Raw genomic sequence first — 15,822 nt, forward strand, 5'->3', positions numbered from 1 at the left:
GAAATTGATATACTTATTGCACCGAAGGCCCCATGGTCATCCTTGACCCGTCATCCTCATATACCGGGTTGCCGTCTACCGCCATCTGGTTCAGGTATCGCTGCATATACTTGCCAAAAAAATTAACATCCGCTACGCTGATTTGTGCGTCCAGGTAGGATGGTGTAGTATTCAGCTGCTCACAGATGAGGAATAGCTTTTTTCTTGTAAAAGATCCCAGGTAGGCATCTAACCACCTGGCAGGTTTCTTAAGAATGTCGGTTACGTAAACGGTGTATTTGGTGTAATTCAACCTCCGGGTCGCCGATGTCATTTTATATTCCATCGCATTATTAAAATTTTCATTAGGGGGTAGCCTGAATATGATTTTATAGTTAGAGTCCTGCATATCGGCGGTCCGAAGTAGTTTCAGGTTAATGGTGTCGCGTACTTTGCCAGCCCTGATATATTGAATGGGCGCCGGTTCTACAAAATGAACGCCCGGGGTGGCGGTACTAGAATCGCTGTCTACTACCAGGTTATATGCCCTGTCCTGATCTGCCGGAGCTCCTGTTACAACTACATACAGCTTAATACTTGAATCTTTAGTACTGCTTCCTCCCAAAGCAAAGCTGACCGCAGTGGAATCCAACAGCGGGCTGGATCCTAATGGCATATTAAATACCGCAGGTGCGAAATAGATGCTATTCGCACTTTCATAAGTCATCAATAGCTGCTTCTTGCAAGACATGATGCTTAGTGCTGCAAAAGCCAGAATGCCTACTATATTCTTTCTCATAAAAGTTAATTATCGGGTTATAGTTTCAGATAAAGGAAGCGGTACCACGTATTTTGCTGCATTCATAGTTATGTTTCCCGAGGCAGCGCCGCCATTGGGAATTGCAGTAATGCCCTTTCTTTTATAATAAAAAAAGAGCTGGCCCTCTCCAAAAAATTCCTTTTGATACTCTTTTTGCAGTTCGGTGTTAACCGTAACAGTTGATGCCAGATCAGCCAGCCCTCTGTTAAATCGAACCTGATTCAAAACACGCAATTGTTCTGTTTTGTCCGGTTCACACTCCGATATAATATAATACAGTTCAGTTTTCCTTATAAGAGGCTGAAACATTCTTCTCAAGATTGTTTTATCAACGATGTCCGCATACTTAAAAAAGGTCCTGTAGTTCTTTCCTGATTCGGGATACAACCAAGTAGTAGTATACCGGTAGTCTCCCTCGAGGTTTTCAAATACTGCAGCCAAACGGGCCGGTTGGGATGCGAGAACGGCAGCATCAGAAATGGCCCCGTTAAAAGTAGCATCATGTATAAGGTACATAGTTGGATTCTGTATGCCGAAAAGTACTTCGTTGGAAAAAATTCTGTCGGGGTTTACCTTCTCGGTGTAAATGCTTGCAAAAGTTGTCCACGGGAAATATATTTCCCCGGTAAGCGCTGCTTTTGCAGCCAGCAGCGCTGAAGCCTTATCATTCCTGTATAAGTATACCCGGGCCTGCAATGCTTTTACAGCATAGTAATTCATCCGCCGGTTCCTGAAGGTTCGATAAAAATCATTTCCATCATTCAACACCACAGGATTAACCCCTGTTGTTCTTACAGGATCGTTTGACAAATATTCCTCGGCCTGCCTGAGGTCAGCAATGATGTTATCGATCACACGGTTGGCCGGAATAATTTCTTCGGCGGCAGCAACTGGCCGGGTATAATAGGGAATCGACGTTAAGACAGAGTCTGCGTTAGCAGGCATCGGACCATATAGCCTGAGTAAATCAAAATGCAGAAAAGCACGTAACCCATAAGCTTCTCCCAATAGCTGGGCTTTTTCTGCTTCTGAAAGAATACCCGATGTTTTCGATAGTGATTCAATAAAATTATTAGCCCCCAGGATAGCCACATAGGCATTTTCCCAAATACTTTCAAAAGCGTCCATCACATTCTGGTCTCCGTAACTATAGTTAGAAAAAACAGTCCAGGGGCTTTGGCTGGTGGAAGTATTATAACGCTGACCCAATAACTCTGTTGTGCTCCAGGTTAAATTTCGTCCATATAAAGTTGTCGAGGCCAGTTGCATATAAACGCCGTTCAGCACCTGGTTAATACTAGACCGGTTGGTAAAAACCTGGTCCTGAATAAATTTATCTTCCGGCTTTACATCCAAAAACTTCGTACACCCCAAAGTGATGGTTACAGTGATAACTGCAAAAAAACTTAAATACTTATGATTCTTTTTCATTGTAGTAGATTTGAGAGATTTGACCATTAGAATGACGCTGATATTTTTAATGAAACATTTCTGCTGAAAGGATAATCAATACCCCGTTCGGTTAAAGTTGAAGCCCATCTGAAAATATCATTTGCATATAATGTGACACCCAGGCTTTGCGCTCTCAATTTCTTGATCCATGGATTATACTGCTGCATGAACTGCCAGCCAAGGCTGATAGATTCCCCTATCAAAACATCATCATCCTGCATAAATCTTGATGATGCGGGAGAAGTGGATGTAGAGGATATAGACTTGAATTGGGAAATATCTCCCGGATTCTTCCAACGCTCATATAATGCACGCTTGTCCTGGTTGTCTTTTAAACCTTCTATGGATATGTTCTCTACCTTTTCGAATAAAACAGTATTAAAAAGGTATCCCCCGTAACGGTAGCGTAATGCAATGCTTGCCACGAGCCCCTTGTAGCTTACCGAGTTATTGATCACCCCTTCTACTGCAGGCCTTGAATTGCCCACCCTAACAATATCATCCGTACTGTAATCAAATGTTTGCTGGCCATTTATCTTTAAGAAAATTTCTTTTCCGGTAGCAGGATCAATACCAAGGGAACGCACGGCCCAGACATCGTCGGGACTATAGCCATCTTTATATCTGGTCAGGGATTTATCATCGAGCAAATTTTTGTTTACTCCCGCAAGCGCTGCCCCAAAATTGTCGTACCTCGATTTCAAGGCAGCCCCGTTGATGCCTATATTCCAAATAAACCTGTCTTTGGGTTTGTATATAACAGCATAACGGGCACTAAACTCAATTCCTTTTGTATTCAGCATTCCGGCATTCATACCATATCCATAAAGGCCGGTAGATGCAGGCAAGTCTAAAACTACTATCAGGGGATCTGTATTTTTATCGTAGATGTTTACATAGCCTGTAAGACGGTTATTGAATAAGGTGTAATCTATTGAGAGGTTTTTAGTAAGTGTTTTTTGCCATTTCAGCTCATTATTACCCAAAGTGGTAAGGCTCATACCCTGCCCGAAATAGTTTACTGCTTGCTCAAACGTATAAGTAGAAGTAGATGAAGTAGAGCCAATATTCTGATTACCAGTATATCCAATACTTCCTTTAAATCTCAGTAAATTGATCCATGCCGCTTCCGATAACAACCTTTTATGAAGGTTCCATCCCAGGCCAACCGACCAGAATGGTGTATACTTACGCGCAGAGCCAAAAGCCGTGGAGCCGTCCATACGACCGGTCAGGTCAGCAAAATAAGTATCGTCAAAAGAATAGTTGACGGACAGTAAAAGGTTATTTCGCCTGGCTATCGAATTTGCATATCCTGGCCTGGAATTCTCGGGGTAGCCAAAAGAAAATATCGGGTTGCCATTGCTTCCGGCAGGAAAACCAACAGCTATATAGCTTTCCCTGTTATTATCCCTGTGTTCCAGTTCTCCCTGCAAATTAATATTGATCCGGTTACGTTCAATGATTTTGGCATATGCTGCCTGCACATTAAGCTGAAAATTGTTGGACGTAGTATTACTCCTTGAGTACTGACCTTTTTTAAACAGATCCACTTCATCAAAACGGGTTAATTCAGGAGGTGCAAATGTTTTAGTTGATGCATTGTTTTTGATAACATTCGCACTGGCTGAAAAACGCCATTCCTTCACGGGGCTATAGATCAAACTTAATTGATTCTGGATCTGGTTCCCGATAGAATTATTAATATTGTTGAATTGTGCATCATACAACGGGTTGTATACATTGTAGCTACCTAATGTGGTATTGATCGATTGCTCAAGGTACTTGGAAATGCTACCGTCATCATTATATTTTCTGTAGTAAGGATTAGCCCGGGAGTATAAAGAGAATGAGCCGTAGGGCGACTCATCCGCGTTACTCCCACTTAAATTAAACCTGTTTACAAAACTAAATTTATCTATCCTGTATGTTACATCGATATTGGCGCCGTAAGTATTTCTGCCTGACCCTTTCATGATACCGGGGAACATCCTGTAGTTACCTCCAATAGAGAACATAAATTCCTTACTTCCTCCGCTAACCTGCAAAGAGTGCCCGTTGGTCACGGCAGTCCTCAGAGGCTCGTTCATCCAATAGGTATTAACACCACGTTGCACCTCCTTTAATTTGTTATCGTACAACTGGTTCAAAGCAATTTGCTGTTCAGGTAGTGTGTTTGTATAAAGGGTATACCTACCGGCTAATCTTTCAAATTCAAGTTTCTCCGCCGCATTCATCAGGTTGTAATCACTAAGATCCGGCATCTGAACCATAAAATCAGCGTTATAGCTTACTCTTAGTTCTCCCGGTTTAGGCTTTACAGTTTCTACCACCACTACACCATTTGCGGCCTTAGCGCCATATATAGCAGTTGATGCTGCATCTTTTAACAAGGTTACCGATTCAATACGGTTAATATCAAGGTCGGTAATTCTTTGAAGCGTAGTTGGAAAACCATCCAGAATAAATAGTGGCTGATTAGGATCTTCCGCAAATTCGTCGTTTAGTGTAGCTGCAGCCAAACTGGTTTTACCACGTAATTCTATAGTAGGTAAAGCGTTGGGGTTGGATCCCTGTAAGTTATTCTCCAGCACAATAAACGAAGGGTCTAGTGTTTTTAAACTCTGAACGACGTTTAAATTACCTATGGTTCTTAATTCATTGCCGCTAAATGTTGTAGTGGCGCCGGTAAAGCTTTCTTTTCTGCGCGAAAAAAGGCCTGTGTTGATCACTACATTTTCCTCTGTCGCTTCCAGAATTTTGAGTTTGACCAGCAACCGGCCTTCTTTTTCGATCGACACCTGTTGTGACTCATAACCTACAGCCGTAATGGTTAAAGATTGACCTGACTGTACATCAATAAGAAACTCGCCGCTACTATTTGAAATGGTACCTCTTTTGGTGCCTGTTACTATAATAGATGCCCCTGGTATCGGTAGTCCTTTTTCATCCTGAACCACCCCGCGTATAAAAGCACGGTACACATTTTGCGTCACAACTGGAACCAGCTGATTTCTTTGTGGTACAGTTTTCGCCTGATCAACCAGCACAACCTTTTCGGTTACTTTCGAAATGATCACCACCTTATCTTCTATTGAATATCCCAAACCAACAGGCGCTAATATCCGGTTTAATACTTCTTTTAAGGGGGTCCTGGTTACGGTTAGTGAAACACTGCCCGCATTACGCATTAACTGGTCATTATAAAAAAAGGAATATCCCGTCTGTTTTTCTATTTTTTGCAATACAAGCTCCATGCGCTCATTTTTGCAACTGATGGTTACATACTGACCATAGCCCACGCCAGCAAACACCTGGAAACAGGCAAAGAATAATAGAAACGTCATTAATCTCATAATGAAATAAGCATTTAAATTGTAATCCTCCAATACGTCTTAAAAAAAACGCATCTATCTTTTTTGATAAATCTGTATTTGGTTTCCGGCTACCCGATACCTGACGGTGCTGGTAGCTTCAAACATCTTAAGCAGTTTTTGTACATTCTCTGTCCGAGGTATTCTGCCGCTAAAAGTGAGCCCCTTTAACCTGGGATCCATTTCAATACTTGCATTGTACCATCGGGATACCTGTCTCATGATTTCAGATATCTCGGTCTGATCAAAATCAAAGTAGCCATTCTTCCAGGCCATTACTTTTTCTATATCTATTCCGGTAATAGTTTCAATTGCATTGCCCGCGCGCACTACTGTTTGCTGTCCGGGGTGCAGTACAACATTCCTGCCCGAGCCCGTCGCCAGCACTTTCACACTGCCCTGTAGTAATGTAGTCTTAACAGCAGCCTCATCTTCATAAGCGTTTACATTAAAATGTGTACCCAGTACTGATATTTGCTGTCTGCCCGGTACTTCAACAATGAAAGGCTGTTTTTTATTATGAGTTACCTCAAAATAAACTTCCCCCTTTACAATAACTTTTCGCTCAGAACCGGCAAACCGGGTCGGGAACCTGATGGAGGATACGGCGTTTAACCAAACCCTGGTACCATCCGATAAACGAAGCTTATAACTTCCCCCGGCCGGTATAGTTACCTCGTTAAATTTTACGTCCTGATTGGTTGCAACATTGTTATAAGCAATAGTACCGTCTTTCAATTTTACTATTTCAGAACCGCCGTCAGTTGCAACATTCCCTGCTCCTGTACTATCTAACTCAATTACAGTACCGTCATCCAGTTTTAACAGCGCCTTCTCTGTACCGGGCACTATTGTGTCGGCAATAATACCGGGGTCTGAACGGAAAAAATACTGGTAAGTAATTGCCACAGCCAATACCAGAACCAGGACCGCCGCTACCCTATACAGCCATTTAAAAGAAATAACAGGCTTGTTTTTAGAAGGGTTGATCTGCTCATGAATGCGACGGTATATATCATCGCCAATAGCGTCAACATCCTGGCCATCAAGACCTTTCATCTCCTCTACCTGCTCGTACCATTTTTCTACATAAGCTGTTTCCAATGGAGACGCATTACCCTCTAAATATTTAATCAGTATGGTTTTAAAGGACTCTTTCGTCATGTAAACATCTTTGCTACTTTATAGAATACCAGGATAGAAAGAATAGTACTATTCGAATTCAAAAAATGATAACATTTTTTTAATTATAATATAATAAAGCACCCCCTAAAGAGAATACCTCTTGTCACCAATCCTATTCATATGATCGTTAGAAAAGAAAGCTTGCCAATGAAGAATAGCAGTATATACTATACCAGGAAAATTGCAAACTTGTAATCGGAAAGCCGGTCTCTCAAACGCTTTAAAGATTCTGAGAGTATATTTTTTACCGTTTGCTCTGAAATATTGAGTTGCTTCGCAATTTCATTATTACGCAAATGCTCATTTCTACTAAGCCGGTATACTTCCTGCATTCTTTCAGGGAGCAGCTGCACCTCGCTGTCAATAAGAGCTTCCAATTGTTTATAATAAAGCATTTCCTCGTTGGAAAGCGTTATTTGTTCGATAGCTTCGATATTCAGGGGAAAAATCCGTCCTCTTGCCTGCTCCCGCTGCACTTTTTTTATGACAGCATATTTCACCGCCGTAAACAGATAAGCGCGTAGCGACTCTTCCACCACCACAGTGTACCTGTTGTTCCAGAGACTTACAAAAATATCCTGGACCACCTCCTCGGCATCACTGGAATTATCCAGCCGGCTCATAGCTTTTTGATATAGATCCTTCCAGTAACGATCGTATAACAAGCGAAAATTACGCTCGTCGTCAGATCGCAATAATGCGCTGTCGCCTGAAAAGGAGTCCGTTTTGGAATGATCATCCATAGCGTCGAATAGCCGCAAAATTAATTAATGATGAATAAAATGTTATATTTTATTCAGATGATCCGTAAAAATATGACTATAAATATACGTTGCTCCTCCTGCTCAATAAAAAGAGGGTACCAACTACAAATCACCCTGCAATCATAGTTAATTTTTTTATAATATAATCCTGTCGTATTCTTTCCTGCTCCAGTCTTCCGTTGCGATGCATTAATATATTAAGGGCTGCCTGCTCCTCATGTGTCAAAAAGGGCAATAAACCCGTTCTGTATATGGCGTCCTGCGTTACCAACTCTACTGCATGACTGACCAGGGTATGTTCATCCATAAATATGCTTATGACATGTGGATACCATGCCCTTATTCCGTTTAGCATTTTATATCCATCTTCATCCAGATCGCCCCAGTAATATATTTTTGCCTTATTGAAAAACGCGATATCTTTTAGTTGACTCATTGCATAACCTCTACTAAACAAGGCTATCGCATTTTTCCTTGGTGGAATTAAATATAAGTTTGTTTCGTTCTCCACCAGCCACACCTCATCGATCGTCCAGCTGATTTGCTGCAGCCAATCTACCGTTACACCTGTAAACTCCATTCCATGCATCAACTGCCCTGCCATATCTTTGTCCAGCCAGCGAACCATATAAAGCAGCGGTTTGGATTTTAAGCCTAAAGCCTGCTCCAGGCTGGAGGCGGCCGAATTGAACCTGTGGGGAGCGATAGCTTTTAGCATGGACAGTATTAACGGTTTATATCCCTCAATAAACTTGGTATGAACCGGCACGGGTATATTCCGTATATAGCGACCGGTTACATCATGAGCGAGTAAGTAATCCACCACTTTTTGCAGATCATTCCAAACGCCTTTAAGGTTTAGAATTCGTCCGGGGTTCTGAGCTAAAAAATTCCGAATACCGGGTTGCCACTTCAATAAGACCTGCAATTGATCTTTAAACTCGGCGCTTTCTTTTTCCTTTTGTAAAAGATATAAAAAATCTTCCTCCGTTTCTACGATTACCCTGGAAATCCATTTCTGTTTTCCAACAATCCTGCTGCTCCAATCTATCCATTCTATCTTCCATCCCCTCCTTTGTCCATTTTTTTCATGCTGCTGAAACATGAACACAGCCTTCTGCAAATCAGCCGTAGAACGGGGCTTGTTCTTTTCACCTCTCAGTACAATGACAGAAAAAGGACGGTCCATTATAACGGCTTCCAGGTAAGCCTTATACCAGCGTTCGAGTTGTTGTTGAAATACCCTGATCATGACAAAAAGTTAAATACTATTAAGACGTTCCTTAAAGATAAGATCAATTTTAATCAGGATTGATTAGGCACCTTCCCGCCTTTTATTAACGAACCTCATTAAACTTATTAAAAGCAACTATGCCATTACAGAAAAATTTCTGGATCCGTTCATAAATTAAATGAACATTCAATAAATCAAATAGGTAACAAATTGTTTATAATTTCTTAAAATAGAATTCCACCACTGAATCGTTTATGTTAATACGTTTGCACTCCAATTCAAAGCCTTTGCATATTTAACCCGAAACTTAATAATATTAAGCGTTCAGGTCCTTTTATAAACATGAGTTTAATTCCCTTAAACAAACCTTCATCTAAATATAATCCACTAAAATCATTCGAAGCATACAGATAAATTACAATTAACTAAACTATCAAACAAATGAAAATTGGACTGAAGCGGCGCCGCTATCGGGGTGTCCTCCTATTGCTCATTCTCGGCCTTTCGTTGCAGGGTTGGGCACAAACAAATACAACAGTTACCGGTACTATACGTGACCAAGCCGGCGCCGTAATGCCCCATGTAACTGTTACCGCCATCAATATTTCGGACAGCACTTTACAAAACAGTACCATCACCAATGAGAAAGGCGTGTTTGTATTTAACCAGCTTATACCTGGCACTCTTTACCGGTTTACAGCCTCGTTCATAGGCTATCAGTCCCGCCCGGTTGATAACTACGAGGTAAAGCCAAGCGACAACAGCCCTATCATTATTGAGCTGTCCCCCACACCTGGTGCGGCATTAGACGAAGTAATAGTAGTGGGGTATGGTACACAAAAAAGAGTAAATGCAACGGGTGCTGTTGACCAAATCACTTCCAAAAGCCTGGAGAACAGGCCTATAACCAACCTTACGCAGGGCCTGCAGGGTATGTTGCCCAACCTGAATTTAAAAATGATGGATGGCAAACCTACGCAGTCTCCCAGGTACAATATCAGGGGTACCACTTCCATCGGCCAGGGTGGTAGCGCGCTGGTATTGATCGACGGCTTTGAAGGTGATCCGAGCCTTTTAAACCCAAATGATATTGAAACAGTTTCTATACTGAAGGACGCCGCATCAGCTGCTATTTATGGTGCAAGAGGTGTATTTGGCGTAGTATTAATTACAACAAAAAAAGGTGTAAAAGGCCGCACTAATGTATCCTACAACACCAACTATGCCTTAAAGTCGCCGGTTACAAGGCCCGATTTTGTAACCGATGGGTATACCTGGGCAAAAATGTTTGCAGAAGCCTTTGTAAATGGTGACGGTGCCTTTCCGCAAAACGCTAACAAAACACAAAAATTTTCGCAGGCTTACCTCGATGAGTTTAAGAGAAGAGCAGAATCAGGGCAGCCCTACAACACCATAGAAATAAATCCAACCACGGGTGAATACACCTACTATGGTAGTACCGATTATTATGCCGAGCTGTATAAAAACAATACAGCTGCGTTTGAAAATAATATCTCCGTAAGCGGCGGAAGCGATAAAGCTACGTTCCTTGTATCGGGCCGCCTCTTAAAGCAGGATGGATTGTTCAGGTACAACAGTGACGATTACGGTATGAAGAATATACGGGCAAGGGGAACCATACAGGTATTTCCCTGGTTAAGTATCGAGAACAATACCGACTATTCTATTATGAATTACCACAACCCTATTAACGTAGGTGAAGGTGGCGGTATCTGGCGAAATATTGCAGACGAGGGCAAACCAACAATGCCTATATTCAATCCCGATGGCAGCCTGACGTTTGCAGCAGCTTACACCGTGGGGGACTTCATCTATGGCAAAAATGGTATCGATACACGCAACGAAGTGTTCCGCAATATTACGGGCTTAAGAAGCCAGTTCTTTAATAACAAGTTCAGGGTAAATGCTGATTTCACATTCCGCAATACTGATAATAACCGCGAGCAGAAAAGGGTTCAGGTACCTTACAGCAATTTCAAGGGTGTTACAGCTTACATAGGCACTACTACCAATGACCTTTTATCCGACCTGCGCGAAACCAGGTATTGGGCTACCAATATCTATGCAGAGTATGAAAACCACTTCGGCGATAATCACTACCTGAAAGCTATGGCCGGCTATAACTACGAGCAATCTACCTACAATCGCACATCGGTGCAGCGAAACGGTATCATCTTTGAAGACGCTAATGATTTAAACCTGGCACTGGGTCAGGCTATTACAACCGGTGGCGGTTATGAGCAATGGGCCATCCTGGGCGGTTTCTCCAGGTTAAACTATTCTTTCAAAGATCGTTACCTGGTGGAAGTAAACGCCCGTTATGACGGCTCTTCCAAATTCCCGGCTAACCAGCGTTACGGCTTCTTCCCCTCTGTATCTGCAGGATGGAGAATTAATAAAGAGTCTTTCTGGAATGTGTCACAAAAAGCTATTTCCGACCTGAAAATAAGAGCTTCTTATGGCGCACTGGGTAACGGTAATATTGCGTCTTATGCCTTCCAGGAAGTATTTAATATCAGCCAGTCAGGCGTTATCTTAAATGGAACAAGACCTCAAACTACCCGCAATCCTAACGTAATACCAGATGGCCTTACCTGGGAAACCTCTACTACCTCCAATATCGGTTTAGACCTGACTACCTTGTCTGGCAAACTGACTTTCATGGGCGACGCCTATGTTCGTAAGACTACGGATATGTTTACAACCGCGTTGACGCCACCTGCGGTATTTGGTGTTGCTCAGAATGAACTTCCTAAGGGCAACTTTGCTGATCTAACCACGCGCGGCTGGGAGGCATCGCTTACCTGGAACGACCAGTTTGGAAATTCAGAAAAACCTTTCCGTTATAATGTAAGGTTGATGCTATCTGACAATAAAACAAAAATAGACCGGTATAATAACCCCGATAAATTATTGAGCGATTATTACGAAGGACAAACACTCGGTGAAATCTGGGGCTATGAAACAGAAGGCTTCTTTATTGACGAAGCCGATATTGCATCGCATGCCAAACAAAATCCGCAAATGCGGGCTTCGCCTACTGGTCTTTGGTTTCCCGGTGATATTAAATTAAGAGACCTGAATGGCGATGGCCTGATTAATATTGGCGAAAACAAAGTGGGTAATTCGGGTGACCGTCGTATTATTGGTAACTCGGCACCAAGGTATATGTATGGCATCAACCTGGGGGCTGACTGGAATAATATTTTCTTCTCGGTTTTCTTCCAGGGTGTAGGTAAACAACAGTGGTACCCGAGTACTGAGACAGAGATGTTCTGGGGACAATACAACAGGCCTTATAACAATATCCCCACCTTTCATCTGGGTAATATGTGGACCCCGGAAAACACAGATGCATATTTTCCAAGAACTATGTCGAGAGCAGCATCCAGCAATACCAATCGAACATTGGGCGTGGCACAGACACGTTACCTGCAAAACGTTGCCTACATAAGAATGAAGAATATTCAAATTGGCTACAACCTCCCTTCTCATTGGATCAACAGGATTGGTGCCCGTACGCTGAGAGTATTCTTCTCAGGAGAAAACCTGTTTACTTATTCTCCCATGTACAAAATTGTTAAGAATACGATTGATGTAGAAAATGCTGTTGCGTCAGACCAGGATCTGAACCCTAACAGTACCAATGGCGACGGTTACAATTACCCTATGTTGAAAAGCTTTTCTTTCGGATTAAACGTTGGGTTTTAATGCACTAAAATAAGAACAAATGAAAAAATTATATATCGGAATTCTATTAGGCAGCCTGGGTTTTGCTGCATGCAATAAGCTCGACCAGGTGCCCCAGTCAACCGCTACCAGGCAGGCTGTATTTGGTACAGAGAATGGGCTGAAATTATATACCAATTCCTTTTACGGAATGGACTTCCTGCCTAAAAACTCAACCAGCCAGGATGCTATGTCAGACTACCTGGCCGTTAGAGATGTTCAGAATTTTATTCGTGAAGGAGGCTTTGCGGCTAATAACAGTTCGGGGTGGACATGGACCAACCTTAGAAATATCAATTATTTTATAGAAAACTGTAACGACCCCGCTGTACCGGAAGCAACACGTAACAACTACCTGGGTATCGCCCGTTACTTTAGGGCGTACTTTTACTGGGATAAAGTAAAGCGTTTTGGTGATGTGCCCTGGATCGGGAAGGCTCTGAATATTGACGACCCTTCACTGATGGCAGGAAGAGATAAACGTGAACTTGTAATGGACTCGGTACTCGCTGACCTTGACTTTGCCTGTAATAATATCATTACCACGAACGATGCCAGCCGCACCACTATTACCAAATGGGTAGCTTATGCGTTTAAATCAAGGGTATGTTTGTTTGAAGGCACTTTCAGGAAATACCATACCGGTTTAAACCTTACCGGTACAGCAGCCAAATGGCTGAATGAAGCAGCGGCTGCTGCCGACCAGATCATTAAAAACGGAGGTTTTTCGCTGAATACCGCAGGCGGCCCGGGTGTATCTTACCGCCAGGTGTTTACCAGTAATGCACCTGTAGCTAATGAAGTATTACAGGCAGCTGTAGCCGATGTAAACCTGGGCGTACTGAATGAGGCCAACTGGTGGTGGACCAGTGGTACTTACGGCGCCAAAGCCAGTTTCATACGTACCTTCATTAACACATACCTGAAACTGGATGGCACGCCTTTCACCAACGATCCTAATTACCCTACTATGTTATTTAAAGATGAGGTAAAAAATCGTGACCTGCGTTTAAAGCAAACGATTCGCCTGGGCGACTACAAAAGGATCAGCAACGGACAGCAGGTGCCTGCGCCACCGGTATTCTCTTATACTTTTACCGGTTACCAGCCTATTAAATGGACCCTGGACGATATGGCTTTTGATGCGGGAGCTTTAAATACCAATGCCATTGCCTTGTTCCGCTATGCCGAAGTGTTACTCAATTATGCAGAAGCAAAAGCCGAGCTAGGAACCTTAACTGATGCCGATTGGGCATTAACGGTAGGTGCTTTAAGATCCAGGGCAGGTATTACGGGTGGCTTAAGTGCTAAGCCAACTACGGCAGATCCTTACCTGGTAGCCAATTATTTTCCGGGCATTACAGATCCGTCTATACTGGAAGTAAGAAGAGAAAGAGGTATTGAACTCAGCCTCGAAGGATTGCGGTTTGCAGACCTGCTCAGATGGAGAAGGGGCGACTTAATGCAACAGGAATGGAATGGATTTTATGTACCGGCATTGAACACACCAATGGACTTAAATGAAGATGGTATATTGGATGTAGCTTTTTTCCAGGGCACACGTCCTAATCCGGGAGTGGCGGGCGTTACCTATGTAGATGTGTCACCGAGAGTTGGCAACGCGGTAAACTCGCAATTGCTCAAAAACGGCGCATCAGGTGAATTAATATGGATGAATGAAATTCCCAGGAAATGGAATGAGCGCAATTACTACTACCCTATTCCTTTGAACGACCTGCAGCGTAATCCTAATTTAAAACAAAACCCTGGCTGGGAATAAAGACAGCTCTTAAATATAGTATATGAATCTAAAAACATGGACCGTTGCTGCTTTTATGCTGGCCACTACCTGTGGCATTAAAGCACAGAAGATTACTGTAGGCAGTTTTAATATCCGTTATGATAATCCGGGCGATTCGGGTAATCTTTGGAAGGACAGGGCGCCTGTGGTCTCTAACCTGATCCGTTTTCACGGCTTTGATATATTAGGCACACAGGAAGGACTGATCAATCAACTGAACGATATCAGTACTTCATTACCCGAATACGCCCGGTATGGTAAGGGGCGGGACGATGGTAAGGAGGGCGGTGAACACTCAGCAATCTTTTACAAAAAAGATCGTTTCAAATTGCTAAAAAGCGGAGACTTCTGGCTATCTGAATCCCCCGACCAACCGGGTAAAGGCTGGGACGTCACCTGCTGTAACCGTATTTGCTCATGGGTATATCTTGAAGATCTGAAGACGCAGAAAAAGTTCTATGCTTTTAATGTGCATTATGATCACCAAGGTATAATCGCCCGCCGCGAAAGCAGCAAGCTGATGCTGAGAAAAATCACTGAAATAGCGGGTAGCCATCCTGTATTGTTAACCGGCGACTTCAACGGAAACCGCGAAAGCGATTGGTACCAGTACCTGGTTAATTCTGATTTATTGTCGGATATTTATACCCATGTGAAATTTCCTTATGCTAATAACTCGTCAGCAAATGGTTTCAGGGTACCGCGGGGTAATGCTGTTATAGATCACATTTTCATGACCCAACAATTCAATGCCAGCAGATGGGGCATCTTAACCGATACTTATTTTGGTAAATTCCCATCGGATCATTTCCCTGTTTTAGCTGAAGTGGAACTTAAATAAAATGCTGCTTTTACAAAATGCTCCTGGACTAATTACCCGGGAGTTTTTTTATCCTGCTATCGGAGCCGGTTATTAAAAACGAGGAGCCGGTTCTATAGTCCACCGGGCATCGATCCGTTATTGGCTCAGCCATACAAAAAAAATGTCCCCACCTTCTGTGGTGAGAACATTATTATACCCCAACCCTGGCTACGGACTATTTGCCAATTGAATCATTGGCAGCCCCCTCGAAAGTACTGGTATCTCCGGAACTTCGGGTGGTATCCGTTCCGGGAGTAGTGGTCATATCACCGGCTCCTGGTGTTGTTGTGTTCGTGTCACCGGTACCGGGACTCATTGTTGTGTCTGAGGTTTCCGCATCCTGGTTGGCGCCGTTATTACAACTGGCGAAAAATGCTAAGCTCATGGCGAGAAATAAAATCTTCATAAAATAAATTGATGGTTTAGAAATAAAATTAGTACCGCCCCAAATTCCGTACCGCGACGCTCATAACATCATTCCTTTAATAAAATACGTTGTTCATCTCCCTGCCGGCTTCCTGATATGGGAAATTAAAGCAACATTGTAGAAGAACAGACACACTAACCTGTCTGAAACCATTAAACCATATGACGGAGACCA

Annotated in this window: 10 protein-coding genes; 3 read left to right on the forward strand and 7 right to left on the reverse strand. The window is 42.8% G+C overall.

Annotated elements, in window-relative coordinates; translation table 11 throughout:
- Positions 1-13: 13 nt before the first annotated feature.
- The 6 genes from ACLOAU_RS17960 to ACLOAU_RS17985 all read right to left on the reverse strand — a co-directional run bounded on the left by ACLOAU_RS17960 (position 14) and on the right by ACLOAU_RS17985 (position 8,826).
- Entirely contained in the window at positions 14-778 is a 765-nt protein-coding gene (locus tag ACLOAU_RS17960; protein WP_427863288.1) for a DUF4843 domain-containing protein, read from the reverse strand.
- Between the two features lie 9 nt (positions 779-787).
- Complete coding sequence (locus ACLOAU_RS17965) at positions 788-2,230, reverse strand: RagB/SusD family nutrient uptake outer membrane protein (RefSeq protein WP_427863289.1); 1,443 nt, start codon at positions 2,228-2,230, stop codon at positions 788-790.
- Between the two features lie 26 nt (positions 2,231-2,256).
- On the reverse strand, positions 2,257-5,598 hold the full coding sequence (locus ACLOAU_RS17970; RefSeq protein ID WP_427863290.1) for a SusC/RagA family TonB-linked outer membrane protein: 3,342 nt from the start codon (positions 5,596-5,598) through the stop codon (positions 2,257-2,259).
- 63 nt (positions 5,599-5,661) lie between these two features.
- Entirely contained in the window at positions 5,662-6,789 is a 1,128-nt protein-coding gene (locus ACLOAU_RS17975; protein WP_427863291.1) for a FecR family protein, read from the reverse strand.
- Positions 6,790-6,977: 188 nt separating this feature from the next.
- Complete coding sequence (locus ACLOAU_RS17980; RefSeq protein WP_427863292.1) at positions 6,978-7,553, reverse strand: RNA polymerase sigma factor; 576 nt, start codon at positions 7,551-7,553, stop codon at positions 6,978-6,980.
- A 130-nt stretch (positions 7,554-7,683) separates the two neighbouring features.
- Positions 7,684-8,826, reverse strand: a complete 1,143-nt coding sequence (locus ACLOAU_RS17985) for a Wadjet anti-phage system protein JetD domain-containing protein (RefSeq protein ID WP_427863293.1) — start codon at positions 8,824-8,826, stop codon at positions 7,684-7,686.
- Positions 8,827-9,249: 423 nt separating this feature from the next.
- Here ACLOAU_RS17985 and ACLOAU_RS17990 point away from each other — a divergent pair, with 423 nt between their 5' ends.
- The 3 genes from ACLOAU_RS17990 to ACLOAU_RS18000 are packed head-to-tail and all read left to right on the forward strand — an operon-like array spanning position 9,250 to position 15,200.
- Positions 9,250-12,540, forward strand: a complete 3,291-nt coding sequence (locus ACLOAU_RS17990; RefSeq protein WP_427863294.1) for a SusC/RagA family TonB-linked outer membrane protein — start codon at positions 9,250-9,252, stop codon at positions 12,538-12,540.
- A gap of 19 nt (positions 12,541-12,559) precedes the next feature.
- Positions 12,560-14,338: a RagB/SusD family nutrient uptake outer membrane protein gene (locus ACLOAU_RS17995; RefSeq protein WP_427863295.1), complete on the forward strand. Its 1,779-nt coding sequence runs from the start codon at positions 12,560-12,562 to the stop codon at positions 14,336-14,338.
- A 22-nt stretch (positions 14,339-14,360) separates the two neighbouring features.
- On the forward strand, positions 14,361-15,200 hold the full coding sequence (locus ACLOAU_RS18000; protein ID WP_427863296.1) for an endonuclease/exonuclease/phosphatase family protein: 840 nt from the start codon (positions 14,361-14,363) through the stop codon (positions 15,198-15,200).
- Positions 15,201-15,396: 196 nt separating this feature from the next.
- Here ACLOAU_RS18000 and ACLOAU_RS18005 read toward each other — a convergent pair whose 3' ends face one another.
- Entirely contained in the window at positions 15,397-15,627 is a 231-nt protein-coding gene (locus tag ACLOAU_RS18005; protein ID WP_427863297.1) for a hypothetical protein, read from the reverse strand.
- Between the last annotated feature and the right edge of the window lie 195 nt (positions 15,628-15,822).

This window comes from Paraniabella aurantiaca, assembly GCF_050309965.1.
Classification (GTDB): domain Bacteria; phylum Bacteroidota; class Bacteroidia; order Chitinophagales; family Chitinophagaceae; genus Niabella.

What these genes read in the sequence shown, in the direction of transcription:
- ACLOAU_RS17970 (WP_427863290.1), bottom strand. Translation starts at nt 5,598, where the DNA reads ATGACGTTTCTATTATTCTTTGCCTGTTTCCAGGTGTTTGCTGGCGTG.
- ACLOAU_RS18005 (WP_427863297.1), bottom strand. Translation starts at nt 15,627, where the DNA reads ATGAAGATTTTATTTCTCGCCATGAGCTTAGCATTTTTCGCCAGTTGT.
- ACLOAU_RS18000 (WP_427863296.1), top strand. Translation starts at nt 14,361, where the DNA reads ATGAATCTAAAAACATGGACCGTTGCTGCTTTTATGCTGGCCACTACC.
- ACLOAU_RS17960 (WP_427863288.1), bottom strand. Translation starts at nt 778, where the DNA reads ATGAGAAAGAATATAGTAGGCATTCTGGCTTTTGCAGCACTAAGCATC.
- ACLOAU_RS17985 (WP_427863293.1), bottom strand. Translation starts at nt 8,826, where the DNA reads ATGATCAGGGTATTTCAACAACAACTCGAACGCTGGTATAAGGCTTAC.
- ACLOAU_RS17975 (WP_427863291.1), bottom strand. Translation starts at nt 6,789, where the DNA reads ATGACGAAAGAGTCCTTTAAAACCATACTGATTAAATATTTAGAGGGT.
- ACLOAU_RS17995 (WP_427863295.1), top strand. Translation starts at nt 12,560, where the DNA reads ATGAAAAAATTATATATCGGAATTCTATTAGGCAGCCTGGGTTTTGCT.
- ACLOAU_RS17980 (WP_427863292.1), bottom strand. Translation starts at nt 7,553, where the DNA reads ATGGATGATCATTCCAAAACGGACTCCTTTTCAGGCGACAGCGCATTA.
- ACLOAU_RS17990 (WP_427863294.1), top strand. Translation starts at nt 9,250, where the DNA reads ATGAAAATTGGACTGAAGCGGCGCCGCTATCGGGGTGTCCTCCTATTG.
- ACLOAU_RS17965 (WP_427863289.1), bottom strand. Translation starts at nt 2,230, where the DNA reads ATGAAAAAGAATCATAAGTATTTAAGTTTTTTTGCAGTTATCACTGTA.